General features: G+C 54.0%; 16 protein-coding genes. 7 read left to right on the top strand and 9 right to left on the bottom strand.

The genetic code is table 11. The features are described from left to right. Positions 1-132: 132 nt before the first annotated feature. From FRY97_RS07440 to FRY97_RS07425, 4 genes are all read right to left on the bottom strand, one after another. On the bottom strand, positions 133-1,773 hold the full coding sequence (locus FRY97_RS07440; RefSeq protein ID WP_147166818.1) for a protein kinase domain-containing protein: 1,641 nt from the start codon (positions 1,771-1,773) through the stop codon (positions 133-135). Positions 1,774-2,306: 533 nt separating this feature from the next. Continuing rightward, the gene (locus FRY97_RS07435) at positions 2,307-2,579 is read right to left on the bottom strand and encodes an acyl carrier protein (protein ID WP_170254537.1); all 273 of its coding nucleotides are present in this window, start codon (positions 2,577-2,579) and stop codon (positions 2,307-2,309) included. A gap of 132 nt (positions 2,580-2,711) precedes the next feature. After that, positions 2,712-3,428: an LOG family protein gene (locus tag FRY97_RS07430; protein ID WP_147166816.1), complete on the bottom strand. Its 717-nt coding sequence runs from the start codon at positions 3,426-3,428 to the stop codon at positions 2,712-2,714. 673 nt (positions 3,429-4,101) lie between these two features. Continuing rightward, a complete protein-coding gene (locus FRY97_RS07425; protein WP_147166815.1) occupies positions 4,102-5,373 on the bottom strand; it encodes a sigma-54-dependent transcriptional regulator in 1,272 nt (423 codons plus the stop codon). A gap of 282 nt (positions 5,374-5,655) precedes the next feature. On the opposite strand from FRY97_RS07425, the gene lepA reads away from it, so the two are divergent. Beyond that, on the top strand, positions 5,656-7,449 hold the full coding sequence (gene lepA / locus FRY97_RS07420) for a translation elongation factor 4 (RefSeq protein WP_147166814.1): 1,794 nt from the start codon (positions 5,656-5,658) through the stop codon (positions 7,447-7,449). Positions 7,450-8,438: 989 nt separating this feature from the next. Here lepA and FRY97_RS07415 read toward each other — a convergent pair. Together FRY97_RS07415 and FRY97_RS07410 are read right to left on the bottom strand one after the other, a co-directional pair. Further along, positions 8,439-9,239, bottom strand: a complete 801-nt coding sequence (locus FRY97_RS07415) for an anti-sigma factor (protein ID WP_147166813.1) — start codon at positions 9,237-9,239, stop codon at positions 8,439-8,441. Between the two features lie 9 nt (positions 9,240-9,248). Further along, complete coding sequence (locus FRY97_RS07410) at positions 9,249-9,827, bottom strand: RNA polymerase sigma factor (RefSeq protein ID WP_147166812.1); 579 nt, start codon at positions 9,825-9,827, stop codon at positions 9,249-9,251. 233 nt (positions 9,828-10,060) lie between these two features. Between FRY97_RS07410 and FRY97_RS07405 the strand changes: the two genes are divergently transcribed. The 3 genes from FRY97_RS07405 (at position 10,061) to FRY97_RS07395 (ending at position 12,334) form a co-directional block, all read left to right on the top strand. After that, positions 10,061-10,333 (top strand): hypothetical protein, encoded by a 273-nt coding sequence (locus FRY97_RS07405; RefSeq protein WP_147166811.1) that lies wholly within the window; start codon positions 10,061-10,063, stop codon positions 10,331-10,333. Positions 10,334-10,699: 366 nt separating this feature from the next. Beyond that, positions 10,700-11,263, top strand: a complete 564-nt coding sequence (locus tag FRY97_RS07400) for an acyloxyacyl hydrolase (protein WP_147166810.1) — start codon at positions 10,700-10,702, stop codon at positions 11,261-11,263. Positions 11,264-11,353: 90 nt separating this feature from the next. Continuing rightward, positions 11,354-12,334 carry a hypothetical protein gene (locus tag FRY97_RS07395; protein ID WP_147166809.1) on the top strand — a complete coding sequence of 327 codons (981 nt, stop codon included), beginning with the start codon at positions 11,354-11,356 and terminating at the stop codon, positions 12,332-12,334. Positions 12,335-12,684: 350 nt separating this feature from the next. Here the strand turns inward: FRY97_RS07395 and FRY97_RS07390 are convergent, their stop codons facing one another. Next, a complete protein-coding gene (locus tag FRY97_RS07390; RefSeq protein WP_147166808.1) occupies positions 12,685-14,010 on the bottom strand; it encodes an ABC transporter permease in 1,326 nt (441 codons plus the stop codon). After that, positions 14,003-14,917, bottom strand: coding sequence for an ABC transporter ATP-binding protein (locus tag FRY97_RS07385; RefSeq protein ID WP_147166807.1), 915 nt, complete (start codon positions 14,915-14,917; stop codon positions 14,003-14,005). Before FRY97_RS07385 ends, FRY97_RS07390 begins: the two co-directional genes overlap by 8 nt. Before the next feature lie 264 nt (positions 14,918-15,181). On the opposite strand from FRY97_RS07385, the gene FRY97_RS07380 reads away from it, so the two are divergent. The 3 genes from FRY97_RS07380 (at position 15,182) to FRY97_RS07370 (ending at position 18,423) form a co-directional block, all read left to right on the top strand. Continuing rightward, a complete protein-coding gene (locus FRY97_RS07380) occupies positions 15,182-16,123 on the top strand; it encodes a diacylglycerol/lipid kinase family protein (protein ID WP_147166806.1) in 942 nt (313 codons plus the stop codon). Positions 16,124-16,309: 186 nt separating this feature from the next. Then, positions 16,310-16,972, top strand: a complete 663-nt coding sequence (locus FRY97_RS07375; RefSeq protein ID WP_147166805.1) for a hypothetical protein — start codon at positions 16,310-16,312, stop codon at positions 16,970-16,972. 350 nt (positions 16,973-17,322) lie between these two features. Continuing rightward, entirely contained in the window at positions 17,323-18,423 is a 1,101-nt protein-coding gene (locus FRY97_RS07370) for an alkene reductase (RefSeq protein WP_147166804.1), read from the top strand. Between the two features lie 219 nt (positions 18,424-18,642). Here the strand turns inward: FRY97_RS07370 and FRY97_RS07365 are convergent. Beyond that, a partial coding sequence (locus tag FRY97_RS07365; protein ID WP_147166803.1) for a Cache 3/Cache 2 fusion domain-containing protein occupies positions 18,643-19,742 on the bottom strand: 1,100 nt, incomplete at its 5' end.

Raw genomic sequence — 19,742 nt, 5'->3', positions numbered from 1 at the left:
CGGCATGGAGCCGACCATTATCCCCGATAGCCGCTTGGCGGGATAGGGGTTGAAGGGGTAAGGAGGCTTCTCTAGATAGGAGCTTGCCTGCCGAGAGGCGGCAGCAATTCCTCAGCAAGTTAAGTTTTTTTCTTAAGCACCAGAAAGGATAGGCAGGGTTTCCTTTAGCACCACATCCCAAGCCCTCGATAGCTCTTCAATGCTCTGCCAGCTTCCTTGATCACAAGCCCACATGGCCTCCTTCAGCTGCCCGAGGAATATGGCATAATCTGCTGCCTGAACGCCGGCCCGCTGATGCTGTTCCCAAAGTTGTTGCAGGCGTTGGTTCATCGCTGTAGATACAGAAGGGAAACGGAGCATCCGTTCTACGGCAAGGTCGAGCATACGGTGCTGATACTTCCATATCCGCTCTTCGGTATACCCGTGCTTGTCCATACGCCGCTCCCATGCCCGGTTGAAGACCTCGCGAGCGTGCGGGGCGGCATCCAAAAACCGGCGGTAGAAGTCTTCATAAAACCCCGGCGCCCTGCGGCAGCGGTTGTAGCTGGCACGGAGCTTTCGGATGAGCTCATAGTCGGGGTGTTGAGGGGTAAGTTCGCCTAGAGGAGCAATGCCCTCAATGGCCCGAAGCACTTCCTCCATATCCCAGTGCCGGTCTGCAGGGACAGGCCTGAGCATACGGGCTATGGCCTGGGCAAAATGGGGTGGGCACTGTGTCGTTTTTAGCTCTTCTAGGAGCAGCCCGGGATTTTCATCAAAGGCCAGGCGTTTCCGCAGAATGTCCAAAACCGTCTCTCCACGGAAAAACGGCCTGCCGGCAAACAGCTCAAATGCGAGCAGCCCGAAAGCATATTGGTCGGATTGCTCGGTAGCTTCATCCCGGTTGATCTGCTCCGGGCTCCAATACATGGCAAACAAGCGCAAGCGCTCAAAGGTACGCTTGACATAAGAAGCCCGGACAACCTGAAAAGGGGACAAACGCGGCCCCCGCTGCCGGTCAACCAAGACATTGCTAGGCCAAAGGTTGTTGTGTACTAGACCGCTCGCATGCCCCTGAGCCAGTGCCCGGGCCATAGTATAGAGCATATCCCTGACTTCGCCTACCTGATAAGGCCAGCCTTCTTTCAGGCGGTCGGAAAGCCGCATACCGTCCACATACTCTGTGACGATGTAACGGGGCGGGGCGTCAAGCCCTTCGTCTAATACGCTAATGATGCCATCCAGGCCAGAAAGCTGTTTGGCTTTCGCCAAATCTGCACGGATGTGCTCGAGGTTCTCATCATCAATGACCGAAAGGGGCTTGATGACCTTGATGGCCACCTTGCGCCCAACCCCTGTCACGGGGTCTACCTGATCTGCACGGTAAATGATGGCGTTGTCCCCAGAAGACAAATGCTCAAGATTGGTGTAGCGGAGGGCCAGCTTGTGCTCCAAGAGCCGCTTAAACTCTGCCTCGTTTTTGGCCAGGGTGATCTGTACCAACTGCCCTTCCTGCTCATCCGAAAGCGCGCCCTGTGCTGTATCCCTGATGTGGGCCAGCAGCTGCAAAATAGATTTTTTGATCTGTATGAGCCTTACGCGCTCTTCTTCCTGTGTGATGACGCGGACCATCGCATCCTGTTTGAGGTCGTTGTAATCGCTCAATAATAGAGAAATCGTGACTTGGTACTCCGAATACTTGCCCCATCGGCTCAGCTTTTGCAAGGCTTCTCCTACCCGGTTCTCCTCTACCAGCTTCCGCAGCTGTCCAATATTTTCCTTGAGTTGCACCATACCTGAATTTAGGATGAAAGGACGCGAATACAAAGATATGCTACGACGGGCAGCCTGAGCGCACGCTCAGAACTCGTTCCTATTGTAAGCCAACACCTTACAAACCTGGCTCCCTCACTATTTCCCCACTCGGTCAAAAGAGGTGAAATATTGAGGGCTTTATTTTTATGCCCTGCAAGGCAAAAAAGCACAGGCATAGCCTACACGAAGCGTGGGGAATAAAGGCCCCACGCTGAAGCCGGCGAGGCTTTTCAACTTGCCTGCGGTGCGCAAGCAGGCGCAGCGAGCGGGAAAAGAGCAAGTCAAAATGCATCAATTTTGCCCTAGGGAACTATAAACCTACATTTAGCCCCGCTAAGCCCAAATCTAGCGGCTCCGAAAGGAGCCTGCCGCCCATGCTGCAAAGCAGGCGGGCATATACCCTTGATTTTCAAAACAAAACCTCTCCAAACAAGGGCTGACATACAAACAGCCCACCCCGTACTATTGCAGAGTGGGCTGTGCCTGCCAGCAGTGTGCCGATTACAGCAGCCTTAGGCAGCGTAGCGCTGTAGGTAGCGGCTTGCGTCCTGCACGGTCTCTATCGACTCGTACTCTTCTGCAGAAAGATAGACGTTGAAGCGGCTCTCCAGTTCAGCGATCAGCAGCATCAGGTCGATCGCATCGAGGTGCAAATCATCCTGAAGGCGGCTGTAAGGGTGAATATTAGCTACAGGGACGTTGAGGCGCCAGCTGATGATATCAATGACGCGGTCCTGCAGTTTAGGCTCCGCTGTTACTGCGGAAAGGGTGGTATGATCTGTCATAGCGAGTGGTTGCATTAACTTTCGGTACAAGAACGAACGGTTGGCCCGATAGGTTGCCTGCGTAAATTCGCTTTTGTCGAAAAAAATGCACTTTTGGCCGTAGCCCCTACTGTTTTCAGCTGGCTGACAACGCTATAGCTCGTAATTCGGGCTGAGCTCCTCGCCCCGTTCCGCATAAAAAGCATCAATAATCTGCACCACTTCCTCTGCCTCATCCACAATCGGCATGAGGTCGAGGTCGTCGGGGTTAATGTTGTGGTTCTGCTCAAGCATGACGTTGCGGATCCATTCTTTCATGCCGTTCCAAAATTGGCTGCCCACCAAAATAATCGGCACTTTGGAGATTTTGCGGGTCTGTACCAGCGTAAGCACCTCAAAGAGCTCGTCCATCGTGCCAAAGCCGCCGGGCAGCGCAACAAAAGCTTGTGCGTACTTCACAAACATGACCTTGCGGACAAAGAAATAACGGAAATTGAGGTTGGCGTCAAAATCGACATACTGATTGGAGCCCTGTTCGAAAGGCAGGTCGATATTAAGGCCTACAGAGCGGCCACCGTAAAGCTGAGCCCCTTTGTTGCCGGCTTCCATAATGCCCGGCCCGCCGCCAGTAATGACGCCATAGCCAGAATCGGTGAGCAGGCGGGAAATATCCACTGCCAGTTTGTAGTAAGGGTTCTCTGGCTTGGTGCGTGCAGAGCCAAAAATAGATACGCAGGGGCCCATTTGGTTGAGGGTCTCAAAGCCATCTACAAACTCGGAGATGACCTTGAACATGGTCCATGAGTTTTCTCCTTTAAGCGCACGGCTCCACTGCCGCATTTCGTGTTTTTTAACCTGATTACTGGTCATAGGTATTGGTTTTATTACACTGCTGAAGTGCATGTTCTTAACGATGCGGGCTAAGCGCCCGGGTAGGGCGCAAACCAGATTGTCGTTTTCCCTCCCTGCCCCTGCCCAACGGGAGGGGGCCTGCCCCTGCCAGCGGGCAGGTGCCGCTATGCTACGGGGCTCGCTGTCCGCTCGGCCCCTCGCCCTACAGGCGTCGGGTCTGGCCTTCAGCCACCCCTTCGCAGCGCTAGGCCAATGCCAGGCTATGAAGCCCAAAAAGCATAACCACCAGCGACATTTTGGTTCACGCCCCCCGGGTATGCACCCTGCGATGACACAAGGCAAAACATAGCCTTGCGCTGCTGAGGCGGGCGGCCTCCCAAAATGCTCTGGCCAAACTTTTTCAGAGATGGCGCTGCCGGGCACAAGGGCTAATACTGCCAAGCAAGAACAGGAAACAAGCGCAGCTTCGCGGGGCTTAGGCGCTCACCACATGAGTTGAGCATTGGACAAGAGCCAGCCGGCAGTCAGCAACACCGACAGGCTGAAAATACTGCTGTGGGGGCAATCCTGCCCTCCCTCCTGATAGCGGCCTGCTCGTACTGCCCCTAAATCATAGAAGGGCTATTGAAGACAATACGAAAATGAAAAAAGTTTAGCTCAGCCAAAAAAAAGCGGGCGTTAGGGGCAGATATCAGGAGGGCGTTTGCTCTTTGTATATTTTTTCAACAAAATCGAGCACCTCGCCCAAGCTGTCGTACCGGGCAAAAATATCCCTCAGCCGCTGACTCGGCGCAGCACTCGTGGGCAGTACGTACTGCTCGACTTCATCAGCAGAAATACGGTCTTTGCTCAAGATGACCAAGCGCTCGATCACATTGCGCAGCTCTCTGATATTGCCCGTCCAGTTGACCTCCTTTAACAATTCTAAGGCTTTGGGGGCAATGAGCTTTTTGGCAATTCCGTACTCGCTGCAAATCTGCTCCACAAAGTGCTTGGCCAGCAGCGGGATATCCTCCCTGCGGTCGTTGAGCGCGGGCACCTGTATGATGATGACCGCCAAACGGTGATAGAGGTCTTCCCGGAACCGGCCCGCCTCAATTTCTTTGCGCAGGTCTTTGTTGGTCGCAGCGACAACACGCACATCCACACTGATCTCCTTGTCTCCTCCTACACGGGTGATCCGGCTCTCCTGCAAGGCCCTCAAGACCTTGGCCTGAGCAGAAAGGCTCATGTCCCCGATTTCGTCCAAGAATAGGGTGCCGCCGTTGGCCTGCTCGAACTTGCCGATGCGCTGTTTGTGGGCCGAAGTAAAAGCCCCCTTTTCGTGCCCGAACAGCTCGCTCTCGATCAGCTCAGCGGGAATGGCCGCACAGTTGACCTCCACAATAGGCTGCTCGGCCCGCGCACTGTGCTCATGCAGCCAACGGGCCACGAGCTCCTTGCCTGTGCCATTGGGGCCCAAGACCAGCACCCGTGCATCCGTAGGCCCCACCTGTTCGATCGTTTTGCGGACTGCCGCAATGCCCGCAGATCCCCCTATGATCTCCTGCACCTTGGCCTTAGACACCTTGCGCTTCAGCTGCTTTGTCTCCGTGACCAAGGAAGACTTGTCCATAGCATTCCGGATGGTGATCAGCAAGCGGTTGAGGTCGGGCGGCTTAGAGATGAAATCAAAAGCACCTTTCTTAACGGCTTCCACCGCAGTATCAATGTTCGCATGCCCTGAAATCATGACCACGGGGGTATCAGGCGCCAGAATTTGCACCCGTTCTAGGGCTTCCATGCCATCCATTTTGGGCATTTTGATATCCATGATGATGACATCATAGGCCGCACGCTTGAGCTTGACCAAGGCGTCCATGCCATCCACGGCCTCTTCTACCTCATACTTTTCAAACTCAAGGATGTCGCGCAGGGTCCGTCGGATGCTCTGCTCGTCGTCTACTATCAATACTCTGGCCATACTTTTAGTCGGTTCTGTTTACTGGCAGGGGCCCCATAAAGCCAGGCCCTTTAACAAAAGTTTACGGGAAATGCACGAGAAAGGTTGCGGAAAGGAAACCCTCTACATATTCACAAAACTATCATTTATATCAAAATCTACAGGCCTCTGGCCAACTTTTCGGCACATTAATCCTTTTGCCTGAGTGAGGGTGGGCCAAGGGCGTAAAATGGCTGTAATAATTATCTTGCCCTGTTTGCTTTTGTGCACACTAAGATGTAAAATGACGTATATTTGCGAGCTATGAAGAATATTAGGAACTTTTGTGTTATTGCCCATATCGACCACGGCAAGAGTACGCTCTCTGACCGGCTGCTTGAGTATACCAAGACCATTTCCGAAAGGGAAATGCAAAACCAGGCATTGGACAATATGGACCTGGAACGGGAGCGTGGCATCACCATCAAGAGCCACGCTATTCAGATGTACTATGACCGGGGGTCTGACGGGCAAAAGTATACCTTCAACCTGATCGACACCCCGGGCCATGTAGACTTCAGCTATGAAGTATCTCGCTCTATCGCTGCCTGCGAGGGGGCGCTGCTCCTAGTAGATGCGTCACAAGGCATACAGGCACAGACGATTTCCAACCTCTACCTCGCTATTGAGCACGACCTTGAAATCATCCCTATCCTCAACAAGGTAGACATGGACAGCGCCATGATTGATGAGGTCTCAGACCAGATCATCGATCTGATTGGCTGCGAAAAGGAGGACATCATCCTGGCCAGCGGCAAAACCGGCCGTGGAGTTCCTGATATTATGGAAGCCATTGTAGAGCGGATCCCCGCTCCTGAAGGGGACGTGGACGCTCCTTTGCAGGCGCTCATCTTTGACTCGGTCTTCAACCCTTACCGCGGTGTGATCGCTTACTTCCGCATCCTGAACGGCACGCTGAACAAAGGCGACTTGGTCCGCTTTGTGAACACCGGCAAGGAATACGAAGCAGATGAAGTTGGCGTCTTGCGCATGTCGCAGCACCCACAGCCAAAGCTGCAGGCTGGCAATGTAGGCTATATCATCACAGGCATCAAGGAGTCTAAAGAGATCAAAGTGGGCGATACCATCACTACCGTGGACCGCCCCTGCGAAAATGCCATTCAGGGCTTCGAAGATGTGAAGCCGATGGTTTTCGCCGGTATCTTCCCCCTCGACAACGACGACTTTGAAGACCTGCGCGACAGCCTTGAGAAGCTGCAGCTTAACGATGCCTCCCTCGTCTTTGAACCGGAAACTTCTGCCGCGCTTGGTTTCGGCTTCCGCTGCGGCTTTTTGGGCATGCTGCACCTGGAAATTGTGCAAGAACGGCTGTTCCGGGAGTTCAATATGGATGTCATTACCACAGTCCCCAACGTTTCGTATAACCTCAGCACTAAAAAAGGCGAGATCTCAACCATACGGACGCCATCAGAACTCCCCGACCACAACTATATCGAATACGTAGAAGAGCCCTACATTACGGCTCAAATCATAACCAAGCCTGACTATATCGGCACCATTATGACACTTTGCATGGACAAGCGGGGCACGCTGACCAAACAGCACTACCTCACCCCTGACCGTGTGGAGCTTTCTTTTGACCTCCCGCTCGCTGAAATCGTTTTTGATTTCTATGACCGCCTGAAGTCTATCTCCCGCGGTTACGCCAGCTTTGACTATCAGCCGATCGAATACCGGGAAACCGACCTCGTCAAGCTCGACATCAAGCTCAACGGCGAGCCCGTCGATGCCTTGTCGGCTTTGGTACACCGCAGTAAAGCAGAAGCCTTTGGCCGGCAAATCTGCAAAAAGCTCAAGGAGCTGCTCCCGCGCCAGCAATTCGTTATTGCCATTCAGGCGGCTGTGGGCGCCAAGGTGATTGCCCGGGAGACCATCTCTGCACTGCGCAAAGATGTTACGGCTAAATGTTACGGCGGCGATATTTCGCGAAAGCGGAAACTCCTCGAAAAGCAGAAGGAGGGCAAGCGCCGTATGCGGCAGTTTGGCAAGGTGGAAGTGCCACAGAAAGCATTCCTCGATGTCCTCAAGCTCGACTAGCCGGGGGCTTAGATTGCCCGGCATGGCCGCCACATCCTCGCCATAAACCATTTTCCCTGACCGCTTTCGGCCCGGGGCGCCCTGTACCGGGGCCAGCCACCCGCTCAAAGAAGCAAAGGCACCTGAACGAACAGATGCCTTTGTTAATTTTTGGCAGCACTGCTGTGCCGCCAAGCACTTGAATAATAATTAACACAGCAAAGTACAGCCCTTCCTTATCAAGGAAGAGCCCAAATAGATTGGCAATTGCAGGCACACAGCCCCGCAAACTGCATTTTTGTCGGTTTTTCGTTTCGCCAGAAAAAAGTAGGGACAGGCTGAGGCAAGTTGCGGCTCAAGCCAGCAACTGCCCACTTTTAGCTTTGCAAGCCGGAGCTGCAGAGCATCAGCACTGTTTTGTTCATGGGGCAGGATAACAGCCACTCTTTATGAAGCCGAAGGCTGCCATTGGGTGCTGCAAGCAGGGCAACGGGCTTTTTAGAGTGAGACCGGCCTAAACCGGTGTTGATAGTTCTGTGTGACTGTATTGTTTTGGGATAAGCGGCCAATTTAGATAGGCTGGCCAGAAGCCTTTGGAAAAGTACGTAGGGGGATTTTTGACCGTTATCGAGTTAGAAATAACGGCTGTCCGTTTTCTGTGCAAACAGATTAGATACGAACACCAACCCTCCGCCTACTACGAATGCCCCAGTGGCAATGTAAAGGATCAACATAAGCCATTGATTTGAAGTGAACAAAAATGTGATTTTCTCTCTAGGGTGGATATGTTCTGAGGGCACGACTAAAATGAGAAAAAAAATGCGATCTGCCAATTTTTTTCCATTCAAAAATGAAACCCATCAACATTGCAACACCAATTTGCTCATTTCCACTGTTTTGGACTTTCCCAAAACCATGCCAACTTGCAAATCACAGGCCCATGACCAAGAAAGCCGCTTTGCAGGTGGTTGCAAAGCGGCTTTCTAAAAGAGGCATTGTGTCTGCTGCGGTCAGACCTTTACATTGGCCAGCAGAAGCTCAACGGTAGGATGATCGCTGCCGCCCTCGGGCTCGATCGTGATGTTAAGGCTTTCCGCCCCTGCGATGAAATTCATAAGCTGCAGATCTTTCTGAAGATAATCGACTACCCCCATATTGATCATCTCCCCCTCTACATCAGCCCAAAGTTGATAGGTTTTGCCAGGAGGGGGCGCAGGCAGGGGCTGAGCGTTGAGGTAAGCAACCTGTTCTTCTTGATTGAGATAGACCCAAGCCACGGCATTGGGGTTGAGGGCAGTGCCTTTGAGCTCGTAAGGCCGGGTGCCCGGCTGATTGAGGGATGCATAAACCCGCTGTGCCTGCCGCAGGCTTTCCTTCTCCTCCTCGCAATCTTGCCGGAACACGCTATACTCATTGCTCAACGAAGACAACTGCAGCTCAGCATTGGCTTTCCCACGGTAAAACAAAAAAGACAGGCACATAAGGCCGATGACCAAGATCGGATTGACCCAAGAGCTCAAGGCAGAGAACGATCCGCTGCCATTAATTTCTTGCCCGGCAGATGGGGCAGGGTCAGAACGGTGCCCTGAGCCCTCGATCTCCTTCATAACCCTGGACTTGAGCTCTTCCGGCGGCATAATGGCATATTGGCGGGCATAATCATCTAAGGCCCCGCGCATCTCTTTGATCTCCTGCGCAATCTCAGGATAGGCTTCCGCATAAGCTTCCACCTCGCGCGCCTCGGCTTCGTCAGTAAGCCCGAGCACATACTGCTCCAATAACCCAGTTTGTAAAAATTTATCTTTGTTCATGGCTTATTCTTAAACGAATGGCAATGCAAGTGCAATAATTATGGTTTTGGACACGCCGGCTTCCGAGAAAAACTTCCGCAGCTCCCTCAATGCTATCCTGGCCCTGGTTTTCACGGTGCCTAGGGGCAGCCCCAGGCGCTCCGCTATTTCTGGCTGCGTGAACCCCTGGAAATAAGCCAGCTCTATCACATCCTGGTATTTGTCTTCCAGCGCACCGACCATTTTCCGCAGCCCGATGTGGTCGGTTGCCGTTACAGTGCTCAAGGCGCTGCTGTTCCGTTCCCCATCCGAAATGCTGGCAGTCTGCCGCTGATTGCGGAAGGCTGCCGAACGGGTTTTGTCAATGGCCCCATTGCGGGCAATATTGAGCAGCCAAGTGAACAGCGTCCCTTTGCCGGGGTCATAACTGCCGCCATTTTTCCAAGCCTTGATGAACGTCTCCTGAACGATGTCCTGAGCTATCGCCTCATCGTGCACAATACGCAGCACTACGCCATAAAGCGCCGGCGCAAACTCGTCGTACAAAGTTGACATCACAGCCCTGTCTCCCGACTGCAAGCGCTTTATTATGGTCTCCAGATGCTTCATGATGCCAGTTGGTGTGTGAAAAAGGGCACAGCTTTATTTGGCTTAAAGCCTATCTGTCCAATCTACTTAAGGCGGAACAGGCTTAGGGTTGAAATGTTCAAAACCATGTCAACAATACTGAGCGCAACAGTTTTTGTCGATTTTTCGCCCATGCTAGCCGATGCAAGTAGCCCTCAGCCCCTCCTAACCTGCATCTTGATGTGGTATTACGCTTCACCCAAAACACTTCAACTATGCGATTGGTATCTGTTTTTTACGGCAGTCATGAAATATCTGTCCATAACAATATGTGGACCGGAGTGGAATCGGTACGCTACAACGGAGAAAAGGTAGCTTCACAGTTTTCATGGTTTGGGGCCGTCCACAAATTTACCGTTGAAGAAGACGGCCAGCTTGTTGATTATGAAGTAGAAGTAGGCTTCACCCTAAGCGGCATTGGAGTCAATATCTGGCGCAATGAAAACCCCATCCTCCTCGGGCTCAGCCGGGGCACTTGCAAAGCTTAGCCCCCCGAGAGCACACCAACCCCATACTCAGCGCCTTTTTAGGCTTTGGCAATCAGGCCATAAGCAGCACTTTTTGCCTAGAAGGCCAAAATCCAAACAGGCGCTTTAAGAAATGGCGCGCCCAGCCTGCTTCACAGGAGGGGCCTCCCCCTGCCTTTGGGGCAGGGGGCGCTATGCTGCGGGGCTCGCTATCCGCTCGGCCCTAACGGGCTTGCCACCCCTCCGCAGCGCTAGGCCAATGCCAAGCTAAAGCCCTCGACACTCAGGCCTGTGCCCACAAAAGGGATACCGGCCCGGTTACCACCTTCTGCCGATTGTTGTACCTTTGCCTTTATTATCGCATCAACCTTAAGGCACTGTCACCTCATGTACCTACTCCGCTTGTCCTGCACTGCCCTGCTCCTCCTCGCCCTTGCTGCCCCCACGGCTGCCCAAAGCCGCGAACTTGCCCGCAGCCATTACAGCGAGCTCAATCTTGGGTACAGCATCATTCAAGAGCAGATGCGCGAAGGATATGCCTATCAGCCTGCCACCTTGCTGCCCACCACCTCTCTCTGGCTTATGGGCCGCTTTTCCGTTTACGCAGAAGGGCAAATCGTCTATGCAGATATCCCCACGGGCACAGGGGAGGCTTTCGAATTTGGCCTCAATATGGGCTTCCGCTATCAGCAGCCCATAGGCCCAATGGCCTTGCTCACCGCAGCCGTAGGCTCCGGGCCGCATTACATTACGCTCCAAACAGAAAGCCAGGCGCAAGGCTTTATTTTTAGCGACAACTTCGAGCTGGGCTTATCTGTCTTGCCCCCGGGCAGCACCTACGGCTTTAACCTACGTGCCCGCTTCCGGCACATTTCCAATGCAGGCTTCAAATACCCTAACTTGGGCATAGACAACCTCTTCCTCATCCTTGGCATCCGCCGGGAGCTTTAAGCCCGCAACATCTCCCCCCCATTCTGGTGTTATAGGAGAAACTGCGCCCCGCAGCAAGGGGCTGCTTCTTCAACCATAAAACACCGAGCTATGAAAACCAAAATCCTTGCGGGGCTGCTTGCCCTGTCTGCTGCAGCCTGTACCTCCCCGGGCGAGCCCCAATCCAATTCAGCCCCTCAAGCTGAGCCCATGGAAATGGCCTTCAAGAGCCAAGAGAAAGCACCGGCGCTAAGCGATTACTGGTATCAGGGAAAAGCAGAGATCAACCGCTATACGCTTTCGCAAAACCGCTACCAGGACATCCACCCCGGCGAAGCCATCGCCATCTTCGTCACTGAGGATTTCCTGACCGACAAACACGTCAAAAACGACAACTATACCAACCCCAACAGCACTGGAGCCTTAAAAACCAACCTCCTGCGGCGCTTCCCTACCGGGCTCTATGACTACAGCATCATGACCTCCGTCTTCACCCCGGTCAATGCCCAAGCCTTCCCCCAAACCCTCAAAGTAGCTACCGCTGCCCAAGACTGGTGTGGGCAGGCTTTTATGCAGCTCAACTACGAGGGCGGACAGTACCGTATGCAGCTGCGCTCTTATTTTGAAAACGAAGGCGACCAAGAAGCCAGCATCCCTTATGCCGTGCTGGAAGACGAGCTGTTCAACCGCATCCGGATCAACCCGGATGGCCTGCCGACTGGGCCCGTGAAAGTCATCCCCTCTACTGTGGTGATCCGGCTAAAACACTTGCCATTCCAAGCTTATCAGGCCAAAGGCAGCCTCAGCGATTACAGCGGCAGCCGCTTTCAAGGGGCCGGGCTGCGCAGCTATACCCTCGAATACCCCAAGCTGCAGCGCACCCTTGAAATTGTCTTTGAGCAAGAGCCCCCTTACCGAATTGTGGGCTGGACAGATGCCTACCCTTCTGCCTTCGACCAAAAGGTACGGACTACCGTCGCCCAGCTCGACACCACAATACTTGAACCTTATTGGAAGTACAACCGCCTGGAAGACATGAGCCGGCGCTCCTCGCTCAAGCTGAGCGCTTTCCCTGGCACTGCCGGCCAATAGAACCAAAGTGCCGCAGGCGTTTATGCTTTTGGGGCTCTAGTGGTCTGTCAAGGCTAAAACTAGGGGTTGCCTGCGGCGGCTTTTGAGGCTACTCTTCGTTGGACAACCCCTTACGTAGCGCTGCTATGCGCGGGAACATCCGCCTTGATTAGCCTCAAAATTCGCTCCCACTCAACCCATAAATTAACACTTGACAGACCACTAGCCTGGCATTGGCCTAGCGCTGCGAAGGGGCGGCAGGCCTGATAAGGCCGAGCGAAGAGCGAGCCCCGTAGCATAGCGGCACCTGCCCTCACGGCAGGGGCAGGCCCCCCAAAAAAAAAACGACAATCTGGTTGGCGCCCAATAAGTCAATCTTTATAAAACATCCACTTGCCCAATTCGCGCAGTGTGATTTTCTTGCCGTACATCAATATCCCGACCCGATAAATACGGCCAGAAAGCCAGACGAAAAAAATGGAGGTAGCTGCCAATAGCCCTATAGACAAAGCTATCTCCCAAACCGGAGGGGAGAAAGCCAGGCGGGCAGGCATAACAATGGGGGCGAACAACGGGAAAATGGAGGCCCAGACCGCAAGGCTCGAATTGGGCGCCTGCACCGCTACGATCATGATGTAAAAAGCAATGATAACGGGTATGGTGATGGGTATCGTCAGCGACTGCCCTTCGCCCAGATCGTCGCCCATAGCAGAGCCCACCGCCGCAAAAAGGGACGAATACAAAAAGTACCCCCCAAGGAAGAAAAAGATGAACAAAGGCAATATCGCCCACCAGTTCAGGCTTTGGAACTCCTGTAGGGCGAGGGCGGCCATAGCTTCGGCATCATTGGGGTCAAAAGCAGCAGCACCAGGCTGCTGCTGCGCCATCTCCAGCTGTGCGCTGGAGTCAATGCCAAACACCAGGCTGGCTATTAATATCAGTACAGGTATGAGCACCACCCAGATCGCAACTTGGGTGAGCCCTACTGCCCCCACCCCCACTATTTTGCCCAACATGAGCTGGAAAGGCCGTACACTGGAGATCATGACCTCCACAATCCTGCTGGTCTTTTCTTCCATGACCGAGCGCATGACCATCATGCCATATATAAACACCACCAGGTACATAACAATGCCCATAATGCCGCCTATAGCAGCCGCTATAGCACCGGTCAGTTTGGAGGCATCCTGGCTGTTCTCATCTATCGGCTCCGGCTCCAGCTCAATACGGGTGTCCAAAGCTTCCAGCTGAGCAGGGTCGAGTGCCAGGGCTTCAATCTTATAATCCCTCAACCGTTCCGACAAGCGAGCCCGTATCAAGCTTTCTATATCCAAGGTAGGCTGCTTCGGCGCGTAGTAAAAAACGGTATGCCTGCGGGAGAGGATATCGTCAAGGGGCGGCACAAGGAGGATGCCGTCAAAGTCCGACTCTTCAAAGCCCGCCCTAAGCTCAGCGAGGGGCTGTGTGGTAAATTTAAAAAACAGGTTTTCCTCATCTTTAAGGACACCGCCCAGCATACCGCTCTCATCAATGACCGCAATGCGCTTGGAGTCATCGCTTTCGTACTGGAAAATCAGCCCAACGACCACAAAGAACAAGGCAAAAGCCAGGGGCGTAAGCAGGGTAGCCAAGATGAAGGACCGGCGAGTGACGCGGGTCAGGTATTCCCGCTTGATGATCAGCCAAAGTTTATCCATAAGTTTCAGCCGGGTTTACTTGTTGAATGAATATTTGGTTGAGCGTGGGCAGTATTTCGTTAAAGGCTTGTACGTAGACCCCTTTGTCCAATAGCTCGCGGAGCAGGGCATTAGCCTGGGCGTCTTCGCTTACCTCCACTGTGATCTGCCCGGCCGACTGCCCCACGACCTTTACCTGGCTGAGCAAGCCTTCCGGCAGCTCCCCTTTGTAATCAATACGGAAACGGTTTTCCTTAAAACGGTCTTTCACCTCGCTCACTTTGCCCTCTAAAATATTCCGCCCCTTATTGATCAAGACGATACGCTCGCAGACTTCTTCGACCTGCTCCATGCGGTGGGTCGAAAAGATGATGCTCATGCCCTGCTCCCGCAGCTGGTATATCTCATCTTTGATCAGGTTGGCATTGACGGGGTCAAGGCCAGAGAACGGCTCATCCAAGATCAGCAGCTTGGGCTCGTGCACAACCGTTGCAATGAACTGTATCTTCTGCTGCATCCCTTTGGACAGCTCCTCTACTTTCTTGCCCCACCAGTCTACGATGCCAAACTTTTCCATCCAGGAAGTGAGCCGGGCTTTAGCCTCAGTTTTAGAGAGCCCCTTGAGCCGGGCCAGATAGAGCAGATGATCGCCCACTTTCATTTTTTTGTACAGCCCGCGCTCTTCCGGCATATAGCCAATCTGCTCCGGGTGGCGGCTGTGCAGGCGCTGCCCATCAAGCCATACCTGCCCTTCGTCGGCCTGCGTGATGGTGGTGATGATCCGGATGAGCGAAGTTTTGCCGGCCCCGTTCGGGCCGAGCAGCCCGAAAATGCTCCCCCTGGGCACAGCAAAGCTGACCCTGTCCACAGCCAGGTGGCGGTCGTACGCTTTTACGATGTCTTCCAATACTAAAATGTGATCTGCCACGTCCTGCTATTTTTGATGATGCCTGTATTCATTTATGCAAGCAAAGCCCAAGAGGCAAACTAAGCCCTGCCCCTCAGGCAGGGTAACTTTTTCTATGCTAAGGCCCAAATCATAGACCAAATTAGCGCATATTTAAGCACAATCTCAAACCGCACTTCCAACACGCTCGCTATATTCGGTTATGCCTGCTCTCAGGCTGCAGGCCAGGGCGCACCGAGCCATTTTTTTCAATACCTTGCAAAACAGCCTGAAAAACATAAGCCTATGCTCAGACAGTGGTTCGTTATCGCCAACCTAAAAGCAGGCCGCCTGCATGCGCAATGGGGAGCCCTACAGCAGCAAATCGCTGCGGCCCTCCCCGTTGGCGGATGGGCTTGCACCCAATATAGCGGGCATGGCATGGCATTGGCACAAGACGCGATAGCAGAAGGCTACCGGTACATCCTTGCTGTGGGGGGCGATGGCACCAACCACGAGGTTGCCAACGGTATCCTGCAACAGCCTTTTGCCCCACCTACAAGCATTACCTATGCCCTGCTGCCATTGGGGACAGGCAACGACTGGTCTAGGACATATGGCATGCCTAGGCGCCCGGCAGATGCCTTGCAGCTCATCGCCCGCGGAACTACCCGGCTTCAGGATGCCGGACTGCTGCACTACCACCGCACCTCAGGGGAAGCAGCCAGCCGCTACTTCGTGAATGTCGCTGGCCTTGCCTATGATGCTTTCGTGGTGCAACGGTCTATAGCGGAGCCTGCAGGCCAGGGCGGGCCCCTGCGCTACCTGAGCTTAGTTGCTCGCTGCCTTTTTGAATACCAACTAAAGGAAGCCATTGTCACCTCAGAAGGGCAGGCTTGGCAAGATTATTTTTATACCATCAACCTGGGCATTGGCCGCTACTCGGGCGGGGGCATGCAGCTCGTCCCGCATGCAGTGCCAGACGGCGGCACCTTTGCCCTGACCATGGCAGGCCCGCTCAGCAAAGCGGGGGTACTGCTCAACACCTGGCGGTTTTACAACGGCAGTATTGGCAGGCACCCCTTGGTCAAAACCCTACATGCCCGGCAGATAACGGTGTCCGCTGCGCCCGGGGCCGCGCCCACTCTGCTCGAGGCCGACGGGGAGTTTTTGGGGCAGACCCCAGTCCGGGCTTCCATTTGCCCTGCTGCCTTCCAGTTCATTGCGCCCCAGCCTCAAACAACATAAAAGCCTGTTTGGGCTTTGGCAATCGGGCAGTAAACAGCAGTTTTTTGCTTTTAAGGCCAAACTCCAAACAGGCGCTCTAAGTCACAGCGTTTCGCTATCTTAACCATCAAGGTGACTTCAGCGGCAGGCCCGGCGTCTCAATTGCAGTATCCGTCACCCCTCTTTTTAACCAAACCCGCAACCCTTATGAAACAGCTCATCTTCACCGCCTTGCTCACCCTCAGCGCCATAATGCTGCACGGCCAAATTTATGAAGGCACCGCTGGCATGAGCGCCGGCACCCAAAATGCGCTCATTATCGATCTGCCAGGCGTAAACGACGACATCGTCAACGACGTATGGAAAGAGTACATGAAAGATTTTTATAACGCCAAGCCCAAGTACCAGCGCAGAGACCGGGAATGGCTATCCGATGATGCGGATATTGCAGCCATCGGCAAAGGCAACTCTGTTGATATTTACGCGAAAGCGGAACAGCAAGACGCCAATACCCGGTTCTTTATGTGGGTAGACCTTGGCGGGGCTTTCCTGAACAAAAGCGAACACCCTGAAGCTTATACTGAAGGCGAAAAACTGCTCATGCGGTTTGGCCTCGAAGTAGCCAAGGCTAAGGTGCGCATTGAGCTCGAAACGCAACAGGATGCCCTGAAAAACCTACAGCGCGACCTCGAGCGGCTGCAGTCGGCCAAAGAACGGTATGAGCGCGAAATACAGCGGGCCAAAGAAACAATTGCCAAAGCAGAAAAAGATATCGAACAGAACCTACAGGACCAAGAAGCCATGCAAGAGCAGATCAAGGCTCAGGAAGGCGTGGTAGAACAGGTGAAACGCCGCCTTAACGATCTTTAGCCACTTTGCCTTCTCGGTGCAATCAGGGTGTACAGCCATGGCCAGCCCTGATTGCATTTGCCCCCCGCTCTTTCACCTGGGCGTAAGCCAAAATGCCGCTGCCGTTTGTGCTTTTCAGGCACTAGCCTGGCATCGGCCTAGCGCTGCGAAGGGGTATAAGCCCGATAGGGCCGAGCGGGCAGCGAGCCCCGGAGCATAGCGGCTCCTGCCCATTGGGGCAGGGGCAGGCCCCTATCCTTACGGAGGGGACAGGAAAAAAACGATAATCTGGTTTGTGCCCCTTTTGCCTCAACTTACGGTCAGATAAAACGTTGTTTAGACATTGATTTACCATTCAATGTCTAAACAACATGTCTAACCCACTATTCACCCCCTACCAATTGGGCAGGGCCCGGCTGAAAAACCGGCTCGTCATGGCGCCCCTGACCCGTTCCCGAGCGATAGGCAATATGCCCAACGGCCTTATGGCCAGGTATTATGAGCAGCGCAACGGAGCTGGCCTCATCATTACAGAAGGGACGAGCCCCTCGCCCAATGGGCTGGGCTACCCCCGCATCCCCGGGCTCTTCAATGCCGAACAGGCTGAAGCTTGGAAAAACATCACCGCCCGCGTTCACAAGGGCGGGAGCCACATCTTCGTTCAGCTGATGCACACTGGCCGTATCGGGCATGCGCTCAATTTGCCGGAAGGCGCTAAAATTCTTGCCCCTTCTGCCGTAAAGCCTGACGGCCAACAAATGTACACGGACCAAGAAGGCATGAAAGAAATCGGCACGCCACAAGCTATGACCGCGGCAGAAGTGGAGGCGGCTATCGGCGAACACGTGCAAGCCGCACGGTATGCCATAGCAGCCGGATTTGATGGCGTTGAGCTGCATGGCGCCAACGGCTACCTCATTGAACAATTCCTGAACCCCAAGTCCAACGTCCGGGCCGATGAGTACGGCGGCAGTGTAGAAAACCGGGCGCGTTTTCTGCTTGACATGGCAGACCGGGTTGGGGAAGCTATAGGAGCAGACAAAGTCGGCGTACGCCTTTCCCCCTTCGGCGTGAACGCCGGCATGCCGGTGTACGACGAAGCAGAGACGATTGAAATGTACCAATACCTAGCTGAAGCGCTAAATGGCCGCGCGGTATACCTGCACATTGCCGACCACTCTAGCATGGGGGCGCCCGAGGTGCCCCAATCCCTGAAAGAGAGCATGCGGAACGCCTTCAGCGGCACCTTCCTGCTATCTGGAGGGTATGATCAGGAGCGGGCAGTAAGCGATTTAGAAGCTGGCCGGGGCGACCTTGTTGCATTTGGCCGTATGTGGCTCGCCAATCCGGACCTGGATGAGCGCTTCCGCGCCGAGGCTGAGCTAAACACCCCGGACTTCGACACCTTCTATACACCGGGAGAAAAAGGGTATACAGATTACCCGGCCTTGGCGGAGGCTTCGCAAGGCTGAACCGCTACGACTGGGCGTTAGCGCCTATTTGGAGCATTTCCGTTATGATGATCAAGAGCTTATACCCGCCTGCGGTGACAGCATGACCGGCGAGGCCGCTAAATGCAAATTTTGCAAGTAAGCTAAGCTCCTGAAATACTGTTTTTAACAGCAACGAGCTCAAAATATGCGCTTGGCCTAGCAGGCCGGCTCTCGGGACATACGGGGGCCGGCTTTCTTTTACCCGGCAGCTTGCAGTTCAACGATAGATTCCCGGTATTGCCGAGGTGTGAGCTCGTAGCGCTGCCGGAACAATTTAATGAAATAAGAACAGTTTTTGAACCCTGTGCGCAAGCAGACATCCTGAACGTGGGCTTCCGGCTCTTCCCGGAGCAGGCGTGCAGCTTCCTTGAGCCGTTCTGCGTTGATAAACTCCACCGGGGTCAGGTTGAGCTTTTCGCGCAGGTAACGATAGAGGGAAGCTTTGCTCGTACAGGCCAGCTTGGCCAGCACATCTACTGAAATCTCTTCATCCAGATGAGCCTGAACATAGTTGCGCAGTAGGCGGAGCTGCTGTTCTTCCCAAGCTTCCTCCCTAGACTGCCGCCTCATCCGTTCCTGCATCAGCAAGACCGCAAGCTCCTTAAGCCCCAGCTCCAGCAAGGGGTGGTTGTGTAGGGCGGGCTGCCGGCGGGGGTTGGAAAAGTAATCAATCAACTGATGCAAGGGGACCACCCCACCTGCATTCTGCCCATTGTGCCCCTGCAGCATCTGCCGGGCCAAGGCTTCGATGTGCTCATGCTGTAATATATCCTCCCCTCCGTCCGGCAGCTCTTCTTTTACGCCCACATATAAAATCCCCTTGATTTCGCCCCCGACCTCAAAAGGCTCATACACAGAGGCATACCAATTGCTCAGCACAAAGGCGCTTCCACGGTAAGCCTCCCCTTGCAAAGCAGCCTGAGCAATCGGGGAATCGTTGGGGATGAAGGTACCAACCGCCCTTTTCCCGCTAAGGGTTTCGATATTGGTTGAAATGCGCAGAAAACCTTGCGGTATCCGCTGGAAAATGGTGGCTTTGCAATCCGTTTGCTCGCTGATCTGGTCTACCAGCTCTGTACTGTACTGCAAGCGTTGCCTGCCTATATACCAAGCTGGCACACGTACGGTGAGCTGCTCCTGAGTGAGTTGGTGCACAGCAGCCATACGCAGCAGCTCCTTGCTATCTTCTCGGATAGTGCCACTGTGCAGGAACCACTGCTGCGCTTGATCGAAAGCCCGGTTGACCCGCTCCTGAATTTTGCGGCTCCGCTGTTTCACGAAAGCGGCTACCTCATCCC

Origin of the sequence: Phaeodactylibacter luteus (assembly GCF_007993045.1) — a bacterium.
Classification (GTDB): Bacteria; Bacteroidota; Bacteroidia; order Chitinophagales; family Saprospiraceae; genus Phaeodactylibacter; species Phaeodactylibacter luteus.
Note: the sequence above shows the minus strand (reverse complement) of the source record. Positions and strands in the feature narration are given on the sequence as shown.

Coding starts and splice junctions, on each gene's coding strand:
- FRY97_RS07440 (WP_147166818.1), bottom strand. CDS start 1,773: ATGGTGCAACTCAAGGAAAATATTGGACAGCTGCGGAAGCTGGTAGAG.
- FRY97_RS07435 (WP_170254537.1), bottom strand. CDS start 2,579: ATGACAGATCATACCACCCTTTCCGCAGTAACAGCGGAGCCTAAACTG.
- FRY97_RS07430 (WP_147166816.1), bottom strand. CDS start 3,428: ATGACCAGTAATCAGGTTAAAAAACACGAAATGCGGCAGTGGAGCCGT.
- FRY97_RS07425 (WP_147166815.1), bottom strand. CDS start 5,373: ATGGCCAGAGTATTGATAGTAGACGACGAGCAGAGCATCCGACGGACC.
- lepA (WP_147166814.1), top strand. CDS start 5,656: ATGAAGAATATTAGGAACTTTTGTGTTATTGCCCATATCGACCACGGC.
- FRY97_RS07415 (WP_147166813.1), bottom strand. CDS start 9,239: ATGAACAAAGATAAATTTTTACAAACTGGGTTATTGGAGCAGTATGTG.
- FRY97_RS07410 (WP_147166812.1), bottom strand. CDS start 9,827: ATGAAGCATCTGGAGACCATAATAAAGCGCTTGCAGTCGGGAGACAGG.
- FRY97_RS07405 (WP_147166811.1), top strand. CDS start 10,061: ATGCGATTGGTATCTGTTTTTTACGGCAGTCATGAAATATCTGTCCAT.
- FRY97_RS07400 (WP_147166810.1), top strand. CDS start 10,700: ATGTACCTACTCCGCTTGTCCTGCACTGCCCTGCTCCTCCTCGCCCTT.
- FRY97_RS07395 (WP_147166809.1), top strand. CDS start 11,354: ATGAAAACCAAAATCCTTGCGGGGCTGCTTGCCCTGTCTGCTGCAGCC.
- FRY97_RS07390 (WP_147166808.1), bottom strand. CDS start 14,010: ATGGATAAACTTTGGCTGATCATCAAGCGGGAATACCTGACCCGCGTC.
- FRY97_RS07380 (WP_147166806.1), top strand. CDS start 15,182: ATGCTCAGACAGTGGTTCGTTATCGCCAACCTAAAAGCAGGCCGCCTG.
- FRY97_RS07375 (WP_147166805.1), top strand. CDS start 16,310: ATGAAACAGCTCATCTTCACCGCCTTGCTCACCCTCAGCGCCATAATG.
- FRY97_RS07370 (WP_147166804.1), top strand. CDS start 17,323: ATGTCTAACCCACTATTCACCCCCTACCAATTGGGCAGGGCCCGGCTG.